We start from the raw sequence: 18082 nt of genomic DNA, 5'->3' as shown, positions 1-18082 counted from the left end.
CTATCGCGCTGTCTCAGAAGCGATGAGCGGCAGCGCGGCGGCCACCCGGTCGACGATGGCCTGCCGGTCGCCGCTGCGCGCAGCCTCCTCGACGGAGACCAGAGCCTCGCGCAGCTCGTGCGCTTCGAACGCGCCCGCGCCACCGGCGAGCTTGTGGCTGCGAAAGGCGACCTCCTCGAGGTCCTCGGGCTCGCCCGCCAGCCAGTCGGAGAACTCGATCAGCTCCTTCTGGAACGCGGCGTGGAACTTGGCACGGATCTTCTCTCTCGGATCGGGCGCGGCGTCCGACACCGACACGGGATCGCCGGCATCCTCGGTATAGCGGGCGATCAGCGCCCGCAGCTCGTCCTGCTCGAACGGCTTTCCGATATAGGCGGTCATTCCGGCTTCTATGAAGCGCTTCTGGGCTTCTGGCAGGACATTGGCCGACAGCGCGATGATCGGCACGTTGTAGGACGCGCCGTGATCCTCGCGGATCCGACGGGTGGCTTGCAGCCCGTCCATCACCGGCATCGAGATATCCATCAGGATCAGGTCGAAGCGTTCGCGTCCGGCGATCTCGATGGCATCCTCGCCGTTCTCGACCTCCCAGACCCGATGACCGAAGCCTTCGAGCGTCTCGCGAACGAGATGCCGGTTGATCTCGTTATCCTCGACGACGAGGATCTTGCGCGCCTCGCTCCGAGGCTGCGCGCGGCGATCTACGACAGGTGTCTGCGGAGCGGCCGCTTCGCGCACGGGAAGCTGCACCCAGAAGACGCTGCCTTCGCCGGGATCGCTTTCGACGCCGATCTCGCCGCCCAGCGCGTCGACCAGGCGCTTGGCAATACCGAGGCCGAGGCCGGTTCCGCCCACCGCGCGGTCGAAGCCCGTGTCCGAGGTGTGGAAATCCTCGAAGATGCGCTCCTGCTCGTCCTCGCCGATCCCGGTGCCGGTATCTATCACGCGGAACATCACGACTGGGTTGGGCGCATCGGTCAGCTCCTGCTCGAGCTCGACGCTGATCGTGCCGTTGCGGGTGAACTTGATGGCATTGCCGACGATGTTGAGCAGGATTTGCTTCAGCCGCATCGGATCGATCCAGATCCAGTCGAGCGGCTCGCCGACCCAGACCCAGCTCAGCGTGTTTCCGTTTCGCGCCGCTGCGCTGGTCTGGCTGTCGACGAGATCCTTCACGAGCTGACCGAGATGCACACGTTCCTGGGTGAACCGCATCTTGCCGGTCTCGATCCGGGCGATATCGAGGACCGAGTCGACATGCTGCATCAGGATGTCGCCGGAGATCGCCATCTTCTTCACGTAGTCTTCCTGCTTGGCGGAGAGCGGCGTGTTCTTCAGGAGCCCCAGGAAGCCCAGGACACCGTTCAGCGGTGTGCGGATCTCATGCGTCATCACCGCGAGGAAATCGGATTTCGCCTTTTCCCCGGCAAGCGCGTGGTCGCGCGCATCGACGAGCGCCTGCTCGGCGGCGACCTGGGCCGAGATGTCGCGCAGGAAGGCCACGATGAGCCGCGTGCCTTCGGCCTCGGCTGTCTGCAGCGCAAGCTCGACGGGAAAGAGCGAGCCGTCCGAGCGCATGCCCTCCAACTGAACGCGTCCCTGGCCCACGACCCGCATCTCGCCGTTTTGCGCCATGCGCGCCATGCCCGCGTTGTGGGCCGCGCGCAGATGAGGCGGCACGATGACGTCGCCGATCGGTTGGCACAGAACGTCTTGGGCGCGGCGGCGGAAGATCTGCTCGGCGGCGGGGTTGAAGTCGAGAATGGAGCCCGACATGTCGGTCACGATCACACCGTCGAGCGATGTGCCGATCACCGTGTTGAGCCGCGCATAGGCCGATCCGAGCTCCAGCTCGCGGCGGCGGGTCTCGCGGCTCTTGGCCGAGGAGTAGATCGCCATGAGAGCCAGCGCGAGCACGAAGACGGTCAGCACCATCGCAAGCCGGTAGAGCGTATCGGCAAAGGAGTGTCGGCGCGCGTCCGACAGGGCCGTGATCTGCGCCAGTCCCGAGGTGGTCAGCTCGCGCACCGCGGGCCTGAGCGCGTCGACGCTCTGTTGGAGCGCCGCCGCGTCGGCGACAAGCGCGCTGTCCGGCTGGTCGATCAGCTGGGCGATCTCGTCCAGCGACGCCGATATCGTGGAGAGCGCCGAGGCATAGTCCCGCTGGTCGAGCAATTCGCCGTAGAGCGAACTGCGCGACAGCATCGCGATCCGGCTGTAGAAGATGTCGAACTCGAGCCGGGACTGGGCGATGGCGCGCTCGTCGCCATAGGCCAGGTCGTCGACCGCGCCCTGCAGCTCCAGGAACTCGACATCCGCTTGCGACAGCGTCCACTGCGCGTTGTCCGAGGTGGCCGAGTTCAGAAGCTTGAGCTCGGTCCGGACGTCCTCGACGAGAATGCCGATGCCCATCACGCAGAGGACCGTCACCGATGCGAGGATCAGCGGGCGGGGGAGCGAGCGTGGTCCTGTTGGCATGATCTGGCGTCTCGACTGGGGCACGACTGGGAGGACCCGACGGGTCCGGTCCGGGCTAGTCGAGGATCTCGATCCTGTCGAGTTGCCAGATGCTCCGCGAGTAGACCGTCTCGCTGCGATAGCTGTCGGTGCTGTCGAACGGATAGATCACCCAGAGCGGTCCCTTGTCCCGGCGCGACATCTGGGCCCCGTCCATTTCGTAGGCGATGATGGGGCCGTCCGGGATCGCGTCGGACACGGGGATCTCGACGGCGTAGTCGTTCAGCGCCGTCGCCTTGATCGTGGTGCCCTCGGCTCCGACCGCGGCCAGAAGCGCGTCGAGCGAGACGCCTGTGAAGCTGTGGGTCCCGTCGGTCCAGATCGTGCTGGTCTCGAAGCTCCGCTCTCCGACCGCGCGCAGCATCTCCATGTCGAACGCGGCGGCATCGTCGCCATTGGTCGAGGAGATCGCCCCGCGGACGGTCAGGACGACCGGACCTTCGGGCGCGGGCAGCGGCTCGGCCGCGACGGGAAGGCCGAGGCCGGTCAGGGCAAGGCCAAGGGCCAAGGCGGCGGCGCGAAGCGATGTGGCGTGGGGCATATCAGGTCTCCTGTCTCGCATGAGGGAGCAATGACAGGAGACCAGTCCGGTCTCACCTGCGCTAAGGGAGGATCGGCCGGGTGTCGGGATAGGCGCTCGGGGGAAAGGATAGGCGCCTATCCCGACGGATAGGTTTGGCTTGGGTTCAATACGCGCCGCGCCCGGAGAGGACGGCGCGGAAGGTCAGCGCGATCAGGATCAGATCAAGGAGCGTCGAGCGCGAGCGCGCATAGGCGATATCCATGTCCACCATCTTGTCGAAGCCGATATCAGCGCGTCCCGAGACCTGCCAGATGCCGGTCAGGCCGGGCTTGACCGCGAGCCGCGCGAGCGCGCGGGGCGGATAGGCGGCGACCTCCGAGGGCAGGGCCGGTCTCGGCCCCACGATCGACATCTCGCCGCGCAGCACGTTGATGATCTGCGGCAACTCGTCGATCGAGTAGCGGCGGAGCAGTCGGCCGACGCGGGTGATGCGCGGGTCGTTGCGCGACTTGAAGCAGACGCCGCTCCGGTCGGAGGTGGCCAGAAGGGCCGCCCGTTGCGCCTCGGCGTCGAGATGCATGGAGCGGAATTTCAGCATTTCGAACGGTTTGCCATCGCGCCCGACGCGAACCTGGCGGAAGAAGGCGGGGCCCCGGCTGTCGAGCTTGATCGCCGCCACGGTCGCCAGAAAGAGCGGCAGCATCGACAGGAGCGCGCCTCCGGCCAGCGTGACATCGAGCGCGCGCTTGCCGACACCGGCCCAATCCTTCGGGGTGTAGGCATGGTGCGCCGCGCGGGCGAGGAAGGCGATATTGCCCCAGAGATACCGCTTGGCCATGCGCCGCGGCTCCATGGCCAGCCGCCACGCCCACTCCATCCGGGCTTTGCGCAGCTTGACCGGCGCGCGACGGACATTCCCGGCGAGGAAATCGAACAGCGCACCGACGCCGAGCTGCAGACGCGGCGCGAGCGAGGCGCTGTTGCGGTCGAGCCAGAGCTCCTGCTTCGGCACGCCCATCGCGACGAGCAGGATATCCGCGCCCGAGCGGTTGATCGCGGCAATCGCGGCGTCGTCATCGGCGGCCCCCTCGTAGCCGTCGCGGGTCCCGGCAATGCGCAGATAGGGGATTTGCCGACAGAGCGCGCGCGCCGCCGCCTCGGCGGTGCCCGGCGTGCCGCCGAACAGGAACACCGACTGACCCCGCATCGCGGCGGCTTTCAGCAGGCGCGGGACGAAATCGGTGCCGTTGAGATTGTCGCCGAGGCGGGCACCCTCCATCCGGGCGGCCAGTTCGATCCCGATGCCGTCCGGCAGAAGCGCCGTCGCACGCCCGAGCGCCCGGGCATAGGCGTCCGAGCGGGCGCGCTCGTTCACGCAATGGGCGTTGACGAAATAGACCGGCCCGCCCGGGCCCGACAGAAGCGCGCGGATGGTCTCGTCCGAGCTGGCGCGGACCAGGGGAAGGCCCATGACACTGGCGTTCTCGAGCCGCGGGGTGTCGGAGGAGATGGCGGGAGCCGCCGGGGAGAAGCGGAAATCGTGTTTCATGGTCGGTGCCTTCGATTGAGGGAGCAGATGACCATGTTGTGCGTCAGCCGGTCCTCTCGCGGCAGTCGGGCGAAAGCCGACCGACCGGGACAAGCGGAGCGAAGGGGTGCCGAAGGAACACCAATTCCAGAGAATGCGGGCAGGGCGCTATCCTTGCGCGTAGCCGCGTGGCACAATTCCGGATAGCGCCGCCTTGATCCGGTCAAGGTTGCGAAGGATAGAAGATCCGTTTCCGCGAGCCAGGCAGGATCTAGCTTTGAGAATTTTGATTGCAGACGATCACGACATGCTGCGCGACATGATCGTGTCCTATCTCAAGATCGAGGGCGGCATCGAGGTCGAGACCGCCGCGAATTTCCCCGATGCGTGCAAGAAGATCGAAAGCGAGCCGCGCTACGATCTGATCCTGCTGGATTTCAAGATGCCCGGCATGCGCGGGCTCGAAACCCTCGAGAAGGCGCAGAAGCTTTCCGGGGGCGACCAGCGGGTCGGCCTGATCTCGGGCGAGGCGTCGCGCGACATCGCGGAGAAGGCGCTGGCGATGGGCGCGGCGGGGTTCGTGCCCAAGACACTGGCGGCGAAATCGCTTGTCTCCGCGATCAAGTTCATGGCGATGGGCGAGCAATACGCGCCGATCGCCTTCATGACGGGGAACGATGGCGAGCTGTCGCATCCTCTGGCCAAGACCCTCTCTCCACGCGAAATCGACGTCTTGCGCGGGGTCTACGAAGGCAAGTCCAACAAGGAGATCGCGCGCGATCTCGACCTGACCGAACCGACGATCAAGCTGCACATGAAGACGCTCTTCCGAAAGCTCGACGTGAAAAACCGCACGCAGGCGGCGCTTCTCGCCAAGGAAGAGGAGATCTTCTCGGGCGCCTAATCCCAAAGGATAGGTGACGCTCCCGATACGCGGCGCGATGTGCCGCTGCGCGGAAGCTTCAGAGGCGCCATCGGCGCTAAAGCATGGGCGAAGGAGTTTGCCCATGACACTCGCCACCGACATTCCACAGCGCCCGACACCCGGTCGCTTCGCGCTGATCCGGCAGCCGTTTCGCGCGTTGCGCCCGAGCCGGTTGTTCCTTGGTGGACGGCTCGGCGATGCCGGCCGGCTGCCACGCTACGCGGGGTTCCTGTTCCTGGGCCTCGCAAGCGTCTGGGCGCCCATCACCGGTTATCTCAAGACCACCCCGCCGAGCTTCACCAGCACCGCGTCGCTCATCCTCCCGGGCTCCGGCGTGTCCGCCTCGGTCAACCTCGCCGATATCGGGCAGGCGTCGTCCTTCGCCAGTTCGGCCTATTCCAGCAGCTCCATCAGTCCGACCGAGACCTACAAACGCCTGATCGGCGCGGACCGGGTGATCGCGGCGGCGGCCGACGCGCTGTCGCTCCGGCGCACCGAGTTCGGTGTGCCGCGGGTGCAGCTGGTCGACCAGACCGGCTTCATCCATGTCGAGATGACGGCGGGATCGCCAAGCGCGGCACAGGCCCGCGGAGACGCGCTTCTCGCGGCGTTCTTCGCCGAGATCGAGCGGCTTCGCTCCGATGAAATGGAGGTGCGCGAAACCGGCCGGGAGGGCGCTCTCGGCGAATATCGCGACTCCGTGCGCGCGACGCGCGATGCCATCTCGGAGCTTCGTGCAACGAGCGGGCTCTATTCCGTGGCGCAGTACAACGAACATGTCATGCGGCACGACAGGGCGCGCGATGCCTTGGCGGAGCTTGCCGCCGACCTCGGAGAGGCAGAGGAGCAGGTCAGCCTTCTCTCCCGCCAGCTCGGGCTCTCGCCGACCCAGGCGGCCGCCTCGCTCAAGCTCTTCGCCGACCGCGAGTACATGGCGAGCCTTGCCGAGCTGTCGGGCCTGGTCACCGCCGAAGTCGAGGCGCGCGCCAAATACGGGAAAAACCACCCCAAGATGCGCGAAAGCAGCGCCGCGGTGTCCGCCACGCGCACGGTTGCGATGCGCCGGGGCGAGGCGCTGACCGGCCTGACCACGGACGCGCTTGCCGCTCTCGATCTCGCGCCGGACGGAGCGCGCGCCGATCTCCTCGCTGATCTCGTCCAGAAGGACAGCGCGCGCGCGGGGCGCGCGGCACGCTATGCCGAGAAACGCTCCGAGTTCGACACCGAAGGCGCCCGGCTTGACGCGCTCGCCCCCCTCGCGGCCGAACTCGAGGACCTGTCGCGCGACTTCGACGTGGCCGAGGCCGTCTTCGCCTCCGCCATCGCCCGGGCGCAATCGACCAAGGCCGATGTCTTCGCGTCCTATCCGCTGGTCCAGATCCTCGAAGACCCGTCCTTGCCCGAACGCGCCTCGTCGCCCAACACCAAGCTTGCGATCGCAGGCGGCGTCGCCGCGAGCCTCATGCTGATCATAGGCCTCGCGCTGGGCTGGGTGCGGCGGGCCGTGATCTCGCGACTGATCGCGCAGCCCCCGGCTTCTGCATGAGCCCGGTCCGGCCCGAAAACCCTGCCGAACGGCTGGTCTATGCCGCCATGGTCTGGACCTGGCCGCTCTACGGCCTCGGCGCGCTCTATGTCGTGGGGCCGGTCCTTGGCTGGCTTTTGGGCGGGCTCGCGCTCCTGTCGCTCTATCTCGGCCCGGCGATCCGGCAGGATCTGCGTGCCACGGGCTCCATCCCGCCGGTCGTGTGGTGCTGGATCGCAGGCATGCTCGCCATGCTCGTGGCGCTCTGGGTCGGTCATCTGGACTGGGGGCTCGGCCTGAAGAAGACCATCAAATCGAGCGTCGGCTGGGCCAAGGGCTGGGCGCTTCTCGCGCTCTTCCCGCTGATCGGAGCGGTCCTGCCGATCCGCCGCGCGATCCTCGTCAGGGGGCAATGCGTGGTCGGCCTGTGGACGCTCTGCCTTTGGCCGATCTTCATGGCCGCGCCCTATATCGGGCTCCCGCAGACGATCTTCGTCTCGCCGCTCAAGGCTCTGGGAGGGCCGGGGCCGGAATATTTCACCGTCTATCTCTACACGCTCGATCCTGGCTCCTGGGCGCCGCGCTGGCAGTTCTACGCACCCTGGTCGCCCTTCGCGGCCCTCCTCGGGGTGGTGATGGTGTTGTTCGCGCTGGAAGAGCGCGACCGCCGCTGGCTGGCCGCCGGCGTCGCGGGCGGCGTCCTGATGATCCTCGCGTCCAAGTCGCGCATGGGACTGGTGGGTCTCTGCGCCTGCACAATCGGCCCGCGCCTTCTGCCGCTCCTCCTCAAGGGATGGGCCTGGGGCGCGCTCGCCGCGCTCAGCGCCGTCGCCGCGATCCTTGCCGACCGGCTCCTGCGAGGCATCGGCACGGCGGTCCACGGGTTCAAGAACGCCCGCGCCGACAGCACCCGCGTGCGCGCGACTTTGCAGCGGATCGCCGAGGAGCGCTGGCGGGAAGAGGCCGTCTGGTTCGGCCACGGCACCGTGCATCCCGGACCGCATCTCGTCGAATACATGCCGATCGGCAGCCACCACACCTGGTTCGGCCTTCTTTTCGTCAAAGGCCTGGTCGGCTTCTTCGCACTGCTGGTGCCGCTCCTGTGGCAAACCGCGCTGGCACTGATCGACGCCGCACGAGGCCCTCAGGGCGCGCTGCCGCTCGGGATCATGATGACCTTGGTGCTGCTGTCATTCGGAGAGAACCTGGAGATCGAGGCCTACATGCTCTGGCCGGCACTGATCATGCTGGGCCTGCAGGCGCGGGAGCGGTCGGCCTGAATAGCACGGCATTTCTTAGAGGGCTTCAGGTGTCAGTTGCTGCTGTCGATCAAACTTTAAGAGCGACAGCTTTCCGTTCCTGGAGTGCGTGCGTCTGGGATTTAGGATGGCCTCGACTTGGTCGATCGCAACCGACTAGTCCTCTGCGCGGGTCGGACATCGATAACAACGCTCCGCCAGCGTCTTCCAACTCCGACAAAGACATGAAAAATCCGGCCGCAGCCGGATAGGGAGAACACTTTCGCGGGGGCAAGTGGCGGAGAGGAAGGGATTCGAACCCTCGAGACGGTTCCCCGCCTACACACTTTCCAGGCGTGCGCCTTCGACCACTCGGCCACCTCTCCGCCGACCGCTTTACCGGAAGCGGTGGCGGGGGTGCAAGGGGCGGCGGGCGGAAATCTCAGCGGAGACGCGCAAGCAATTCGGGCGAGGGGCGACCGGTGACGGGGAGGCCCGCGCGGGTCTCGTAGGCGCGGATCGCGGCTTCGGTCTTTGAGCCGATCACGCCGTCGTTGCCGCCAGTGTCGAAGCCCGCGGCGCTGAGGCGGCGTTGCAGGTCGCGGCGGTCGTCGATCGTCAGGCCGTTGGCGTCTGGCGGGAAGCGCCCGCGCAGGGCGCCCGCTCCGGCGAGCCGGTCCGAGAGGTAGCCGACGCCGATCCCGTAATTGACCGAATTGTTGTAGCGCAGGATGACGTCGAAATTCGGGTAGGCCAGGAAGGCGGGACCGTTTGGGCCCTGCGGCAGGAGCAGCGCGGCGGAGCCTCCGGGCAGGGCGCCGCCCGTGGCCGAGCGGACGCCGAGAGAGGACCAGTCCGACCGTCGTCGGCCGCGGCCCGCCAGAGCGGTATTGAAGCCTGCGGGCAGCACCACCTCCTGGCCCCAGGGCGCGCCGCGCTGCCAGCCCGAGCGCGAGAGATAGGCGGCGGCAGAGGCGAGCGCGTCGGTCGGGTCTTCGGACCAGATGTCGCGGCGGCCGTCGCCGCGGAAATCGACCGCGTAGGCCTGGTAGGTCGTCGGGATGAATTGCGTGTGCCCCATCGCCCCGGCCCAGGAGCCGACGAGCCGCTCGGGCGTGGTGTCTCCGCGCTGCAGGATTTTCAGGGCGGCGAGGAGCTGGCTTTCGAAGAAGGCGCCCCGGCGCCCGTCATAGGCGAGCGTGGAGCAGGCCGAGATCACCGGGATCGCGCCGCGCCGCGCGCCGTAATTGCTCTCCATCCCCCAGACCGCGCAGGTGACGCGCGCGGGCACGCCGTAACGCGCTTCGATCTCGGCCAGGAGCCCGGCGTTGGCGCGGAGTTCCGCGCGCCCGGTCGCCACTTTGTCCTCCGAGGCGGTGATCGCGAGGTAGTCTTCGAGGGTGCGGGAAAACTCGGTCTGCTTGCGATCGCGCTCGACCACGCCGGGAAGAAAGCCCGCCCGGGCGAAGGCGCTGTCAAATACGCTTGCCGAGATGCCCGACGCCAGCGCGCGGGACCGGAACGCGGCGACCCAGGCGTCCCAGCCGGGATTGGGCGCGGGGCGCAAGGTCGGGTCCTCCGCGGGCAAGAGCGCGGGGCCCGGCGTGCCGCCGCAGCTGGTGAGCCAGAGCGCCGCGGCGCCCAGGGTGAAGGTTCTCCGTGACGGGGTCATGCCTGCTCTCCCGATGATGCCTCGGGGACACCCTCGCGCGCGGGGCGGGCGCATACAAGGGGCAGCGCGCCTGCAAGCGGCGCTCCGCCGGATCAGACGATGCGGTTTTCGATCCGACCGAGCCCGGCGATCTCGACCGCGCAGCTATCGCCGCGCGCGAGGGCTCCGACGCCGGCCGGGGTGCCGGTCAGGATCACGTCTCCGGGGAGAAGCGCGATGCTTCGGGAGAGCGCCGCTATGATCTCGGGCACCGACCAGATCATCTCGGAGAGATCGCCGTCCTGCCGGAGCGCGCCGTTCACATAGGTGCGGATCGCGCCACGGTTGAGCGACCCTGCGGCGTCGGCGTGGTGAACGGGACCGATCGCCGCCGAGTGATCGAAGCCCTTGGCCAGATCCCAAGGGCGGCCCAGCTTCTTCGCTTCCGCCTGCATGTCGCGGCGCGTCAGGTCATTGGCGATAGCGTAGCCCCAGATCAGGGCCGTCGCGTCTTCGGCGGAAACGTCTCGACCGCCATGACCGAGGCAGACGGCCAGCTCTCCCTCGTGATGCAGATCGGCGGTCTGGGGCGGGTAGGAGATGTCCTGACCGCTCTCCACCACCGCGTCGGCGGGCTTCGAGAAGAAGAACGGGGGCTCGCGATCAGGATCCTTGCCCATCTCGCGGGCATGGGCGGCATAGTTCCGTCCCACGCAATAGAGCCGCCGCACCGGAAAGCGCAGCTCGCTCCCGTCAATGGCGAGCGTTGGGGCGGGCGGAGGCGAGAAGACGGTGGACATGGGCGACGGCTCTCTTCTGGGCACAGGTCGTGGCTTAGCACGAAGCCTTGGCGAGAACAGGGTGGGTCGTTGGTCGATCCGCGGTTGGTGCTTGGAAAGCGGCAGTTTTCGTCAGAACCGCACGCGCGCGTAGCTGGCTGCATTTCGACGATAAATTCGCTTTTTGAGCGGTCACGACTCAACCTTTCGATGACTTGGGTAACGTCGTGATCGGCACTGTCGGGTAAGTTCATCACAACGGACACCGTCCGCGTCGGATGACTGGGTTGGAGACTTCGTGCTGTGATCTGACGACTGGCGGGCAGCTGTCCCGTCCGAAGCTTGGGCGTCCGCGGGTCAGACCGCGGGCGCTTGCGTCATGTCAGCGGGCTGTGTCGGCCAGAAGCGTGCGGCATTGAGCGGCCCCGGCATCGGCAGAGGCCTGCAGGGCGGGCAATCTCGCGCGGATGTCGTCGGCGCGGCGGCGGACCTGGGCGAGGTCGACGCGTTCGATCGTCTCGATCTCGATCTCGTCCCATTCGAAACAGGTCCGGATCTTGCCGTCTGCGCCGCGGCAGAGCTCCGGCCGATAGGTCGGGATCTCCTTGGTGCGGATCGCGTAGCCGCGGGCGAGGATGGCCTCGAGCCGGCTCAGATCGCGTTCGGCCGTGCGCAGCGGCGCGGTGGCCTGCGAGACGCAGCGCTCCATCGGGCTGGCGCAGGCGGCGAGAAGGGGCAGGATAAGAAGGGCGAGGGCAGGGCGCATGAGCGGCACTTCCGCAAGGCTTGGAACGGGGAGGATAATAGCGCAGCATGGGCCGAAATCGACCCCGTGACCAGCCGGAGACTGCGCCCATGCCGAAACATATCCTTGCCCTTGTCGCGACCTGCGCCGCTCTGGCGTCCTGCACCGATGGCGCGACCAACCCGGATACCGAGGATCTGTGCCGCGCCTCGGACTACACATCGCTGGTCGGCGCGCCGCTCGCCGCGGTCACGTTGCCGGCAGAGCTCAACACCCGTATCCTGCCTCCGGGGAGTGCGATGACGATGGACTACCGGCCCGAGCGGCTGAACATAGAGCTTGACGAGTTTGGCGTGATCACGCGCCTGTTCTGCGGCTGACCCGAGCGTCGGCGGACCTGACATAAATCAAGGCGCTCCCGACCACACTTGCCGCATTCTCGGCGGTGAAAGGAGACCCCAATGTCCAAGACCATTCTTCTGCCCGTTGCCCCCGACCATTCCGAGGCGCTCGCGCCCGCGCTCGAGGTGGCCCGCAAGCTGGCCGATCCGGGCGCGAGCATCACCGTGATCGCCGTGATCGAAGCGGTCCCGATCTACGTCGCCGCGGAACTGCCCGAGGCGATTTTCGCGGAGACCCGCGAGAACGTCGAGAAAGAGCTCAAAGGCTTGCTGGCCGATGCGCCTGACGTGAAACTCGACGTCGTCACGGGGCATGCGCCCAACACCATTCTTGATCGCATCAAGGAGGATGGCGTCGATCTCGTGGTGCTGCGCTCGCACAAGCCCGGGCTCCAGGACTGGGTGATCGGGTCGACCGCCGGACGCGTCGTCCGACACGCACCCTGTTCGGTTCACGTCATCCGCTGATCCGGGTTTTCAAACGAAGACGGCGCGGGCCCTTTGAGGCCCGCGCCGTTTCTTGTCGTGTGATGTGCTGTTCAGCGCCGATCAGATCCGGGCTTTGCCGCCGCGCGGTCCGGCGATCAGCCAGGCGATGAAGCCCAGAACCGGCAGGATGATGATCACGAGGGTCCAGATGAGCTTGGCGAGCGTGGACGCGCCGGAGGTCAGGACCTGGTAGATGGCGTAGATGTCGAGGACGAGGATAATCAGTCCGAAGATGCCGTATTCCATAAGGTGTCTCCAAAAGGTGCTTTATGGTTGTTGGCGGCAAAACCACTCAGGACTGTAATTTGTTCCACGGATTCCACCGAATGTGTCTCGGGTCGGGATTTCGTGTCTCTCGATCCACATCTGGAGGCGGTCTCGGGCGAGATCGGAACCAGGACCGCTCTCAAAGGTTTCCACCCCAACAGCGCCGCCTGCCGTGAGCAGAATGTTCCGGATATGCGCGAATGGAATTGAAGGGAATAGAGATGAAAAAAGGTACACTTATCGTCGGGGCCATCGTTGTCCTGCTCGTCGCGTTCTTCGCGTTCTACATGATCGACGTGGACGTCACCCAGGAAGCCGAACTGCCTGACGTCGATGTCAGCGTCGAAGGCGGACAGATGCCCGAGGTGGACGCGGATGTCGGCTCGATCGAGGTCGGCACCGAGACGGAACAGGTCACCGTTCCCGATGTGGACGTGAGCGTCGAGAGCGAAGAGGTCGACGTGGAAGTGCCGTCGATCGACGTGCAACCCGCCGGCGAATAATTTCGTCCAAGACATGGCCCTTGGGGCTGGAAAGGGCATCGCCGACCGTCGGCGGTGCCCTTTTTTCCATTCAGAAGCCGAGCCGATTCAAACGGCCTATCACTTTGCGAAAGACGACCGGCGGCAGAACATCCTCGAGAATTTCACGCCGCTTGGTCTGCCGATCCGCCTGGTCCTTCGTTCCGGGGCGCGGCTTGAAGAGCGTGGTGTGCGACTTGCGATCCGCGCTCCAGGTCGCGGTGTAGTAATAGAGGGCCATCGACATGCGCGGCTGCCCCTCGGGATGGTTCACCGTCTCGGGATTGCCGTGCCAAGTGTCGGAGCCGGTGTTGAAGCAGACCATCCGGTTGTAGAGCGGCACGAAGCTCTCGACCTTCTCGGTCATGTCGGTGTTCCAGATCTCGAAGGACCCGCCATATTCGGCTTTCCAGTCCTTGTTGAGATAGATCAGCACGTTCAGCCGACGCTCGAGGTTGAGCTTCTGGTTGTGGTTGAAGTCGGCATGGATATCGAGATGGCCGCCATTGGCGACCACGTGGATGCCGCCGCCGGCGAAATACGGATCGGGGATCAGGCCCTGGATGCCGGTCAGCTGCTCGAGAAACAGCAGGAACGGACGGGAGTTCAGCGCGTAGAACACCGAGCGGGTATAGGGAGGCAGGCGCTCGGGCAGGTACGAGGTCTTCAGCTTTTCCTGCGGTCGGTCGAAGCTGCTTTCCGCTTCGGGCAGTTGCGCCATCTCGGCGCGAACCTTCTCGATCACCTCTTCGGGCAGGAAATCCTCGAAACTGCCATAGGGGTAGGGCGCGCGGGATCGGTAGGCGTCCCCCGCCGCGGCACCGGCCGCCTTGGCCGTAGCGACATCCATCTTGAGCGTTTCGGGGTCCAGAGAAATGACCGACATAAGAATACCTTTCGCAACCACAGTCCGACGCATCGGACCGCGGCAGTTTACGCGGCTTGAGGATTCGAGAAATACGCCGTCGCGGAAACAATAACTCTGTGGTGTTTCGGCAGATCCTCCTGAAACTGCCCGCTGTCCGAGACCGTCAGAACGGGTCGGCGCGGCTGGTGAACGGGTCGTCCGGCGCGATGGACCGGCCGCAGTCCATCAGTTTCAGCAACGCGGCTTTCGAACCCGCAAGAGTGAAGGTCGCGATCCGGCGCTCGTCCTGGTTCATCACCTAGACCGCGCGTCCCTCGGCGATCTGGTCCAGAAACTCGACCGATTTCGCTGCGTCGGGCAGCCTCATCGATACGCTGATCTCACCCGCGTTGCCGTCGATCACCCAGCGGTCGTAATCGACATCGACCAGGAACCGGACCGGTCGCGGACGCAGGCTCCAACTTCCGTCGAAGACAAACAGAGACAGCGATCCATGTCCGTAGGATGTCAGGCTCAGCGTTTGACCATAGCGGTTGGTTGTCCGCGCCGCGCACCACAGATTGCCGTCCGAGGTGTCATGGGTCATCTCGACCAGCCACGCCTTGTGCGAAAAGAGCGTCCGGGTCTCGAAAGCGGCCGCCGCAGCCCCGGCGGTCAAGGCCGCTACAAGCGCCACCGCGAAAAACGTCAGGTACTTCACACCGTCTCCTTTGCCCCGATCCGAAGCTGGCAGAGATGTGTTGAGATAGCGTTACCGCTTCTTGCGACGCTGCACGTTTCCGCCGCGCTGACCTGGACGTCCGGCGGTGGACCGTCCCTTCGATTTCACGGCTTCTGCTGACGCTTTCTCGACCGCTTGCTGCCGCGCGAGCGGATCGTCCGACACCGCAAGGTCCACGGCCTCGAGCCGCTTGACCTCGTCGCGCAGCCGCGCGGCTTCCTCGAACTCGAGGTTCTCCGCCGCCTTGCGCATATCGGTCCGCAACCCTTCCAGCACCGCCTGGAGATTCGAGCCCTGCCGCGCGTCGTCGATCTTGGCGGTCACGCGGTTCATGTCGACATCGCCCTGGTAGAGGCCCGCGAGGATGTCCTCGACGTTTTTCTTGACGGTCTCTGGGGTTATGCCGTATTCTTCATTATAGGCGATCTGTTTCTCGCGGCGGCGATCGGTCTCGGCGATGGCGCGTTCCATCGAGCCGGTGATGCGGTCTGCATACATGATGACGCGACCCTCGGCATTCCGCGCGGCGCGTCCGATGGTCTGGATCAGCGAGGTCTCGGAGCGCAGGAACCCTTCCTTGTCGGCATCGAGGATCGCGACCAGCCCGCATTCGGGAATGTCGAGGCCCTCGCGCAGCAGGTTGATACCCACCAGAACGTCGAACGCGCCGAGACGCAGGTCGCGCAAAATCTCAATCCGTTCAATGGTATCGATGTCGGAGTGCATGTAGCGCACGCGGATGCCCTGCTCATGCAGATACTCCGTCAGGTCCTCGGCCATGCGCTTGGTCAGCACGGTGCAGAGGGTGCGGAAGCCGTCGGCCGCGACGCGCCGGATCTCGTCCAGAAGATCGTCGACCTGCATCTCGACGGGCCGGATCTCGACCTGCGGATCGAGAAGGCCTGTGGGGCGAATGACCTGCTCGGTAAAGACGCCGCCCGTCTGCTCCAGCTCCCAAGCCGCCGGGGTGGCCGAAACGAAGACCGATTGCGGTCGCATCGCGTCCCATTCCTCGAACTTGAGCGGGCGGTTGTCCATGCAGGAAGGCAGACGGAACCCGTGCTCGGCCAGGGTGAATTTCCGCCGGTAGTCGCCCCGATACATGCCGCCGATCTGAGGCACCGACACGTGGGATTCATCCGCGAAAACAATGGCATTGTCGGGGATGAATTCGAACAGCGTGGGCGGCGGCTCGCCGGGGGCGCGGCCGGTCAGGTAGCGGGAATAGTTCTCGATGCCGTTGCAGGAGCCGGTGGCCTCGAGCATCTCGATATCGAAATTGGTGCGCTGCTCGAGACGTTGCGCCTCGAGGAGCTTGCCTTCGCCGACAAGCTGATCGAGCCGCTGCCGCAGCTCCTTCTTGATGTTGATCACGGCCTGGTTGAGCGTCGGGCGCGGCGTGACGTAATGGCTGTTGGCATAGATGCGGATGCGGTCGAAACTGCCGGTCTTCTCGCCTGTCAACGGATCGAACTCGGTAATAGATTCAAGCTCTTCCCCGAAGAAGCTGAAGCGCCAGGCGCGATCTTCGAGGTGGGCCGGAAAGACCTCGAGCACATCGCCGCGCACCCGGAACGAGCCGCGCTGGAAGGCCTGGTCGTTGCGGCGATATTGCTGCGCCACCAGATCGGCCATGACCTTGCGCTGATCGTATTCCTTGCCGGTGAAGAGGTCCTGCGTCATCGCCCCGTAGGTTTCGACCGAGCCGATGCCATAGATGCAGGAGACCGAGGCCACGATGATGACGTCGTCACGCTCCAGAAGGGCGCGGGTGGCCGAGTGGCGCATCCGGTCGATCTGTTCGTTGATCTGGCTCTCTTTCTCGATATAGGTGTCCGAGCGAGGCACGTAAGCTTCGGGCTGGTAGTAGTCGTAATAGCTCACGAAATACTCGACCGAGTTCTCCGGAAAGAAGCTCTTGAACTCGCCGTAGAGCTGCGCCGCCAGCGTCTTGTTGGGCGCGAGGATGATCGCGGGGCGCTGGGTCTCTTCGATCACCTTGGCCATGGTGAAGGTCTTGCCGGTTCCGGTCGCGCCGAGAAGGACCTGATCGCGCTCGCCGCTCCTCACCCCTTCGGAGAGTTCCGCGATCGCGGCCGGCTGGTCGCCCGCGGGCGCGAAACTGGTCTTCATCACGAAGCGCTGACCGCCCTCGAGCTTTTCGCGCAGCGCCACGTCGGGCGCGGGCGCGTGCAGGATCTGCGGCATCTGGTCGGGGCGGTTGTTGTGCATGTCGATCTCCGGCGGGTCTGTTCCATGTGCGGTCGCCGGTGCCTCGGGTCAAGCGCCGCGCGAAAGCCACCCTGCCGCCACATCACCGCCGCATTTCCCCGGGAAGGTTTCCTTGGGTTCAAGAACGATGTCCCCGCTGCCCAGAAAGGGCGCTCCTCCTCAGCTCTCCATTGTGATCCGGGGTCGTCCGGCACCAAAGGATATCGTCATGACCTATGTCTTTGACGGCGGCGCAGCACGCAAATTCGTGCTGGCGCGTTTCGCCGCCCCGCTTTTCCGCATCGTTTCTTCCGACGTCTCTCATCTGGCCGTCGAGCGCGTCGAAACCGCGCTCGACGCGCCCAGAACCTGCGAACTCCGCTTCGAGTTCGGGCAGACGCGCTGGGCCATCCGCGCCTACCGGATGTTCCGCCCCTGCGATCGCAAGGCCTATCGCCGCGACCGCGACGTGCTGCGCTACCTCGACGGCTGGTTCGGTGCGCCGCGCTATCTCCTGGGGCTCGACGCCATCGGCCTTCTGATCACGCGCAAGCCGCTGGGCCAGAGCGTCACGACAGCGCTCGCCACGGCCGATCCGCTCGCGATTGCCGAGCAACTGGGCGACTGGCTCGCGCGCTTCGACGCGGTGGCGCCGCGCCAGCAGGTGGCGGACAGCTGGGGCGATCACCTCATGGCCTTCCCGGGCGGCTTCGACCAGCGCACCCTGGCCGAAGCCTGGTGCAGCCTCAAAGCCATCCCGGTCCGCTCCGTGTCCCTGGGCGGCACCGCCGCGCGGATCGACAATCTCGTTCTGACGCGCTGCGGGTCGGTCGCAGCGCAGCGCTTCGACGCCTGTGACGCGAAACCGCGCGGCTGGGACGTGATCGAGGCCCTCATGGCGCTCATCTCCCGCACCGATGCCGACCCGCGCCAGCTCTCCGAGGCGATCCTGCGCGGCTTCAGCACCGCGGGCGCGCCGTCCCGCCTGGTCGAGGAATTGACCGAACTGTCGGAAATCGTGCTGCGCGCTCGCGCCCGCGCCGTCGCCGAGGGCCGCGTCTGAGGACCCGATTGAATAGCCCCGTGTATCGTGGACGCCTTCTTCGCTAATTTTGAGGCAAGGAGGCCATGATGAGCAGCAGCAAGTTCAGCGATGAGTTCAAGCGGGACGCG

At 65.9% G+C, this 18082-nt stretch carries 18 protein-coding genes and 1 tRNA gene; 7 read left to right on the top strand and 12 right to left on the bottom strand.

The genetic code is table 11. From position 1 onward, the window contains the following. The 3 genes from ACFQ4E_RS01640 to ACFQ4E_RS01630 all read right to left on the bottom strand — a co-directional run bounded on the left by ACFQ4E_RS01640 (position 1) and on the right by ACFQ4E_RS01630 (position 4589). Complete coding sequence (locus tag ACFQ4E_RS01640) at positions 1-2478, bottom strand: response regulator (RefSeq protein WP_386801178.1); 2478 nt, start codon at positions 2476-2478, stop codon at positions 1-3. 55 nt (positions 2479-2533) lie between these two features. Beyond that, positions 2534-3058, bottom strand: coding sequence for a molybdopterin-dependent oxidoreductase (locus ACFQ4E_RS01635; RefSeq protein WP_386801177.1), 525 nt, complete (start codon positions 3056-3058; stop codon positions 2534-2536). Positions 3059-3203: 145 nt separating this feature from the next. Next, entirely contained in the window at positions 3204-4589 is a 1386-nt protein-coding gene (locus ACFQ4E_RS01630) for a WecB/TagA/CpsF family glycosyltransferase (RefSeq protein WP_386801176.1), read from the bottom strand. Positions 4590-4845: 256 nt separating this feature from the next. Here ACFQ4E_RS01630 and ACFQ4E_RS01625 point away from each other — a divergent pair, with 256 nt between their 5' ends. From ACFQ4E_RS01625 to ACFQ4E_RS01615, 3 genes are all read left to right on the top strand, one after another. Continuing rightward, positions 4846-5472 carry a response regulator gene (locus tag ACFQ4E_RS01625; RefSeq protein ID WP_386801175.1) on the top strand — a complete coding sequence of 209 codons (627 nt, stop codon included), beginning with the start codon at positions 4846-4848 and terminating at the stop codon, positions 5470-5472. Positions 5473-5575: 103 nt separating this feature from the next. Then, the gene (locus tag ACFQ4E_RS01620; protein WP_386801174.1) at positions 5576-7039 is read left to right on the top strand and encodes a GumC family protein; all 1464 of its coding nucleotides are present in this window, start codon (positions 5576-5578) and stop codon (positions 7037-7039) included. Further along, positions 7036-8298 carry an O-antigen ligase domain-containing protein gene (locus tag ACFQ4E_RS01615; RefSeq protein ID WP_386801173.1) on the top strand — a complete coding sequence of 421 codons (1263 nt, stop codon included), beginning with the start codon at positions 7036-7038 and terminating at the stop codon, positions 8296-8298. The genes ACFQ4E_RS01620 and ACFQ4E_RS01615 overlap by 4 nt, the downstream gene beginning before the upstream one ends. A gap of 254 nt (positions 8299-8552) precedes the next feature. On the opposite strand, the gene ACFQ4E_RS01610 is transcribed toward ACFQ4E_RS01615, so the two are convergent. The 4 genes from ACFQ4E_RS01610 to ACFQ4E_RS01595 all read right to left on the bottom strand — a co-directional run bounded on the left by ACFQ4E_RS01610 (position 8553) and on the right by ACFQ4E_RS01595 (position 11452). Continuing rightward, positions 8553-8642 (bottom strand) — tRNA-Ser (locus ACFQ4E_RS01610). A 56-nt stretch (positions 8643-8698) separates the two neighbouring features. Then, positions 8699-9928, bottom strand: coding sequence for a lytic murein transglycosylase (locus ACFQ4E_RS01605; protein WP_386801172.1), 1230 nt, complete (start codon positions 9926-9928; stop codon positions 8699-8701). A 92-nt stretch (positions 9929-10020) separates the two neighbouring features. Then, complete coding sequence (locus tag ACFQ4E_RS01600) at positions 10021-10707, bottom strand: fumarylacetoacetate hydrolase family protein (RefSeq protein ID WP_386801171.1); 687 nt, start codon at positions 10705-10707, stop codon at positions 10021-10023. A 361-nt stretch (positions 10708-11068) separates the two neighbouring features. Beyond that, positions 11069-11452 carry a hypothetical protein gene (locus ACFQ4E_RS01595; protein ID WP_386801170.1) on the bottom strand — a complete coding sequence of 128 codons (384 nt, stop codon included), beginning with the start codon at positions 11450-11452 and terminating at the stop codon, positions 11069-11071. 89 nt (positions 11453-11541) lie between these two features. Here ACFQ4E_RS01595 and ACFQ4E_RS01590 point away from each other — a divergent pair, with 89 nt between their 5' ends. Then, entirely contained in the window at positions 11542-11811 is a 270-nt protein-coding gene (locus ACFQ4E_RS01590) for an I78 family peptidase inhibitor (protein WP_386801169.1), read from the top strand. A gap of 81 nt (positions 11812-11892) precedes the next feature. Continuing rightward, a complete protein-coding gene (locus tag ACFQ4E_RS01585; RefSeq protein ID WP_386801168.1) occupies positions 11893-12300 on the top strand; it encodes a universal stress protein in 408 nt (135 codons plus the stop codon). Positions 12301-12381: 81 nt separating this feature from the next. Here ACFQ4E_RS01585 and ACFQ4E_RS01580 read toward each other — a convergent pair whose 3' ends face one another. Continuing rightward, positions 12382-12567 carry a PLDc N-terminal domain-containing protein gene (locus ACFQ4E_RS01580; RefSeq protein ID WP_386801167.1) on the bottom strand — a complete coding sequence of 62 codons (186 nt, stop codon included), beginning with the start codon at positions 12565-12567 and terminating at the stop codon, positions 12382-12384. A gap of 242 nt (positions 12568-12809) precedes the next feature. Between ACFQ4E_RS01580 and ACFQ4E_RS01575 the strand changes: the two genes are divergently transcribed. Continuing rightward, positions 12810-13091: a hypothetical protein gene (locus tag ACFQ4E_RS01575; RefSeq protein ID WP_386801166.1), complete on the top strand. Its 282-nt coding sequence runs from the start codon at positions 12810-12812 to the stop codon at positions 13089-13091. Between the two features lie 70 nt (positions 13092-13161). Here ACFQ4E_RS01575 and ACFQ4E_RS01570 read toward each other — a convergent pair whose 3' ends face one another. The 4 genes from ACFQ4E_RS01570 to uvrB all read right to left on the bottom strand — a co-directional run bounded on the left by ACFQ4E_RS01570 (position 13162) and on the right by uvrB (position 16930). Next, entirely contained in the window at positions 13162-13995 is an 834-nt protein-coding gene (locus tag ACFQ4E_RS01570) for a 2OG-Fe(II) oxygenase (protein WP_386801165.1), read from the bottom strand. Positions 13996-14140: 145 nt separating this feature from the next. After that, positions 14141-14272: a hypothetical protein gene (locus ACFQ4E_RS01565; RefSeq protein ID WP_386801164.1), complete on the bottom strand. Its 132-nt coding sequence runs from the start codon at positions 14270-14272 to the stop codon at positions 14141-14143. Positions 14273-14275: 3 nt separating this feature from the next. Further along, positions 14276-14677: a hypothetical protein gene (locus tag ACFQ4E_RS01560; protein WP_386801163.1), complete on the bottom strand. Its 402-nt coding sequence runs from the start codon at positions 14675-14677 to the stop codon at positions 14276-14278. A gap of 51 nt (positions 14678-14728) precedes the next feature. Further along, entirely contained in the window at positions 14729-16930 is a 2202-nt protein-coding gene (gene uvrB / locus ACFQ4E_RS01555) for an excinuclease ABC subunit UvrB (RefSeq protein ID WP_386801162.1), read from the bottom strand. Positions 16931-17138: 208 nt separating this feature from the next. Between uvrB and ACFQ4E_RS01550 the strand changes: the two genes are divergently transcribed. After that, positions 17139-17972: a hypothetical protein gene (locus tag ACFQ4E_RS01550; RefSeq protein ID WP_386801161.1), complete on the top strand. Its 834-nt coding sequence runs from the start codon at positions 17139-17141 to the stop codon at positions 17970-17972. Positions 17973-18082 lie beyond the last annotated feature (110 nt).

It is taken from the genome of Litorisediminicola beolgyonensis (assembly GCF_042679605.1).
In the GTDB taxonomy this organism is placed as follows: Bacteria; Pseudomonadota; Alphaproteobacteria; order Rhodobacterales; family Rhodobacteraceae; genus Litorisediminicola; species Litorisediminicola beolgyonensis.
Note: the sequence above shows the minus strand (reverse complement) of the source record. Positions and strands in the feature narration are given on the sequence as shown.

Excerpts from the sequence above, each read along its gene's own strand:
- ACFQ4E_RS01630 (WP_386801176.1), bottom strand. The coding sequence starts at position 4,589 with ATGAAACACGATTTCCGCTTCTCCCCGGCGGCTCCCGCCATCTCCTCC.
- ACFQ4E_RS01585 (WP_386801168.1), top strand. The coding sequence starts at position 11,893 with ATGTCCAAGACCATTCTTCTGCCCGTTGCCCCCGACCATTCCGAGGCG.
- ACFQ4E_RS01590 (WP_386801169.1), top strand. The coding sequence starts at position 11,542 with ATGCCGAAACATATCCTTGCCCTTGTCGCGACCTGCGCCGCTCTGGCG.
- ACFQ4E_RS01635 (WP_386801177.1), bottom strand. The coding sequence starts at position 3,058 with ATGCCCCACGCCACATCGCTTCGCGCCGCCGCCTTGGCCCTTGGCCTT.
- ACFQ4E_RS01620 (WP_386801174.1), top strand. The coding sequence starts at position 5,576 with ATGACACTCGCCACCGACATTCCACAGCGCCCGACACCCGGTCGCTTC.
- uvrB (WP_386801162.1), bottom strand. The coding sequence starts at position 16,930 with ATGCACAACAACCGCCCCGACCAGATGCCGCAGATCCTGCACGCGCCC.
- ACFQ4E_RS01640 (WP_386801178.1), bottom strand. The coding sequence starts at position 2,478 with ATGCCAACAGGACCACGCTCGCTCCCCCGCCCGCTGATCCTCGCATCG.
- ACFQ4E_RS01600 (WP_386801171.1), bottom strand. The coding sequence starts at position 10,707 with ATGTCCACCGTCTTCTCGCCTCCGCCCGCCCCAACGCTCGCCATTGAC.
- ACFQ4E_RS01595 (WP_386801170.1), bottom strand. The coding sequence starts at position 11,452 with ATGCGCCCTGCCCTCGCCCTTCTTATCCTGCCCCTTCTCGCCGCCTGC.
- ACFQ4E_RS01575 (WP_386801166.1), top strand. The coding sequence starts at position 12,810 with ATGAAAAAAGGTACACTTATCGTCGGGGCCATCGTTGTCCTGCTCGTC.
- ACFQ4E_RS01550 (WP_386801161.1), top strand. The coding sequence starts at position 17,139 with ATGACCTATGTCTTTGACGGCGGCGCAGCACGCAAATTCGTGCTGGCG.
- ACFQ4E_RS01605 (WP_386801172.1), bottom strand. The coding sequence starts at position 9,928 with ATGACCCCGTCACGGAGAACCTTCACCCTGGGCGCCGCGGCGCTCTGG.
- ACFQ4E_RS01565 (WP_386801164.1), bottom strand. The coding sequence starts at position 14,272 with ATGAACCAGGACGAGCGCCGGATCGCGACCTTCACTCTTGCGGGTTCG.
- ACFQ4E_RS01570 (WP_386801165.1), bottom strand. The coding sequence starts at position 13,995 with ATGTCGGTCATTTCTCTGGACCCCGAAACGCTCAAGATGGATGTCGCT.
- ACFQ4E_RS01580 (WP_386801167.1), bottom strand. The coding sequence starts at position 12,567 with ATGGAATACGGCATCTTCGGACTGATTATCCTCGTCCTCGACATCTAC.
- ACFQ4E_RS01615 (WP_386801173.1), top strand. The coding sequence starts at position 7,036 with ATGAGCCCGGTCCGGCCCGAAAACCCTGCCGAACGGCTGGTCTATGCC.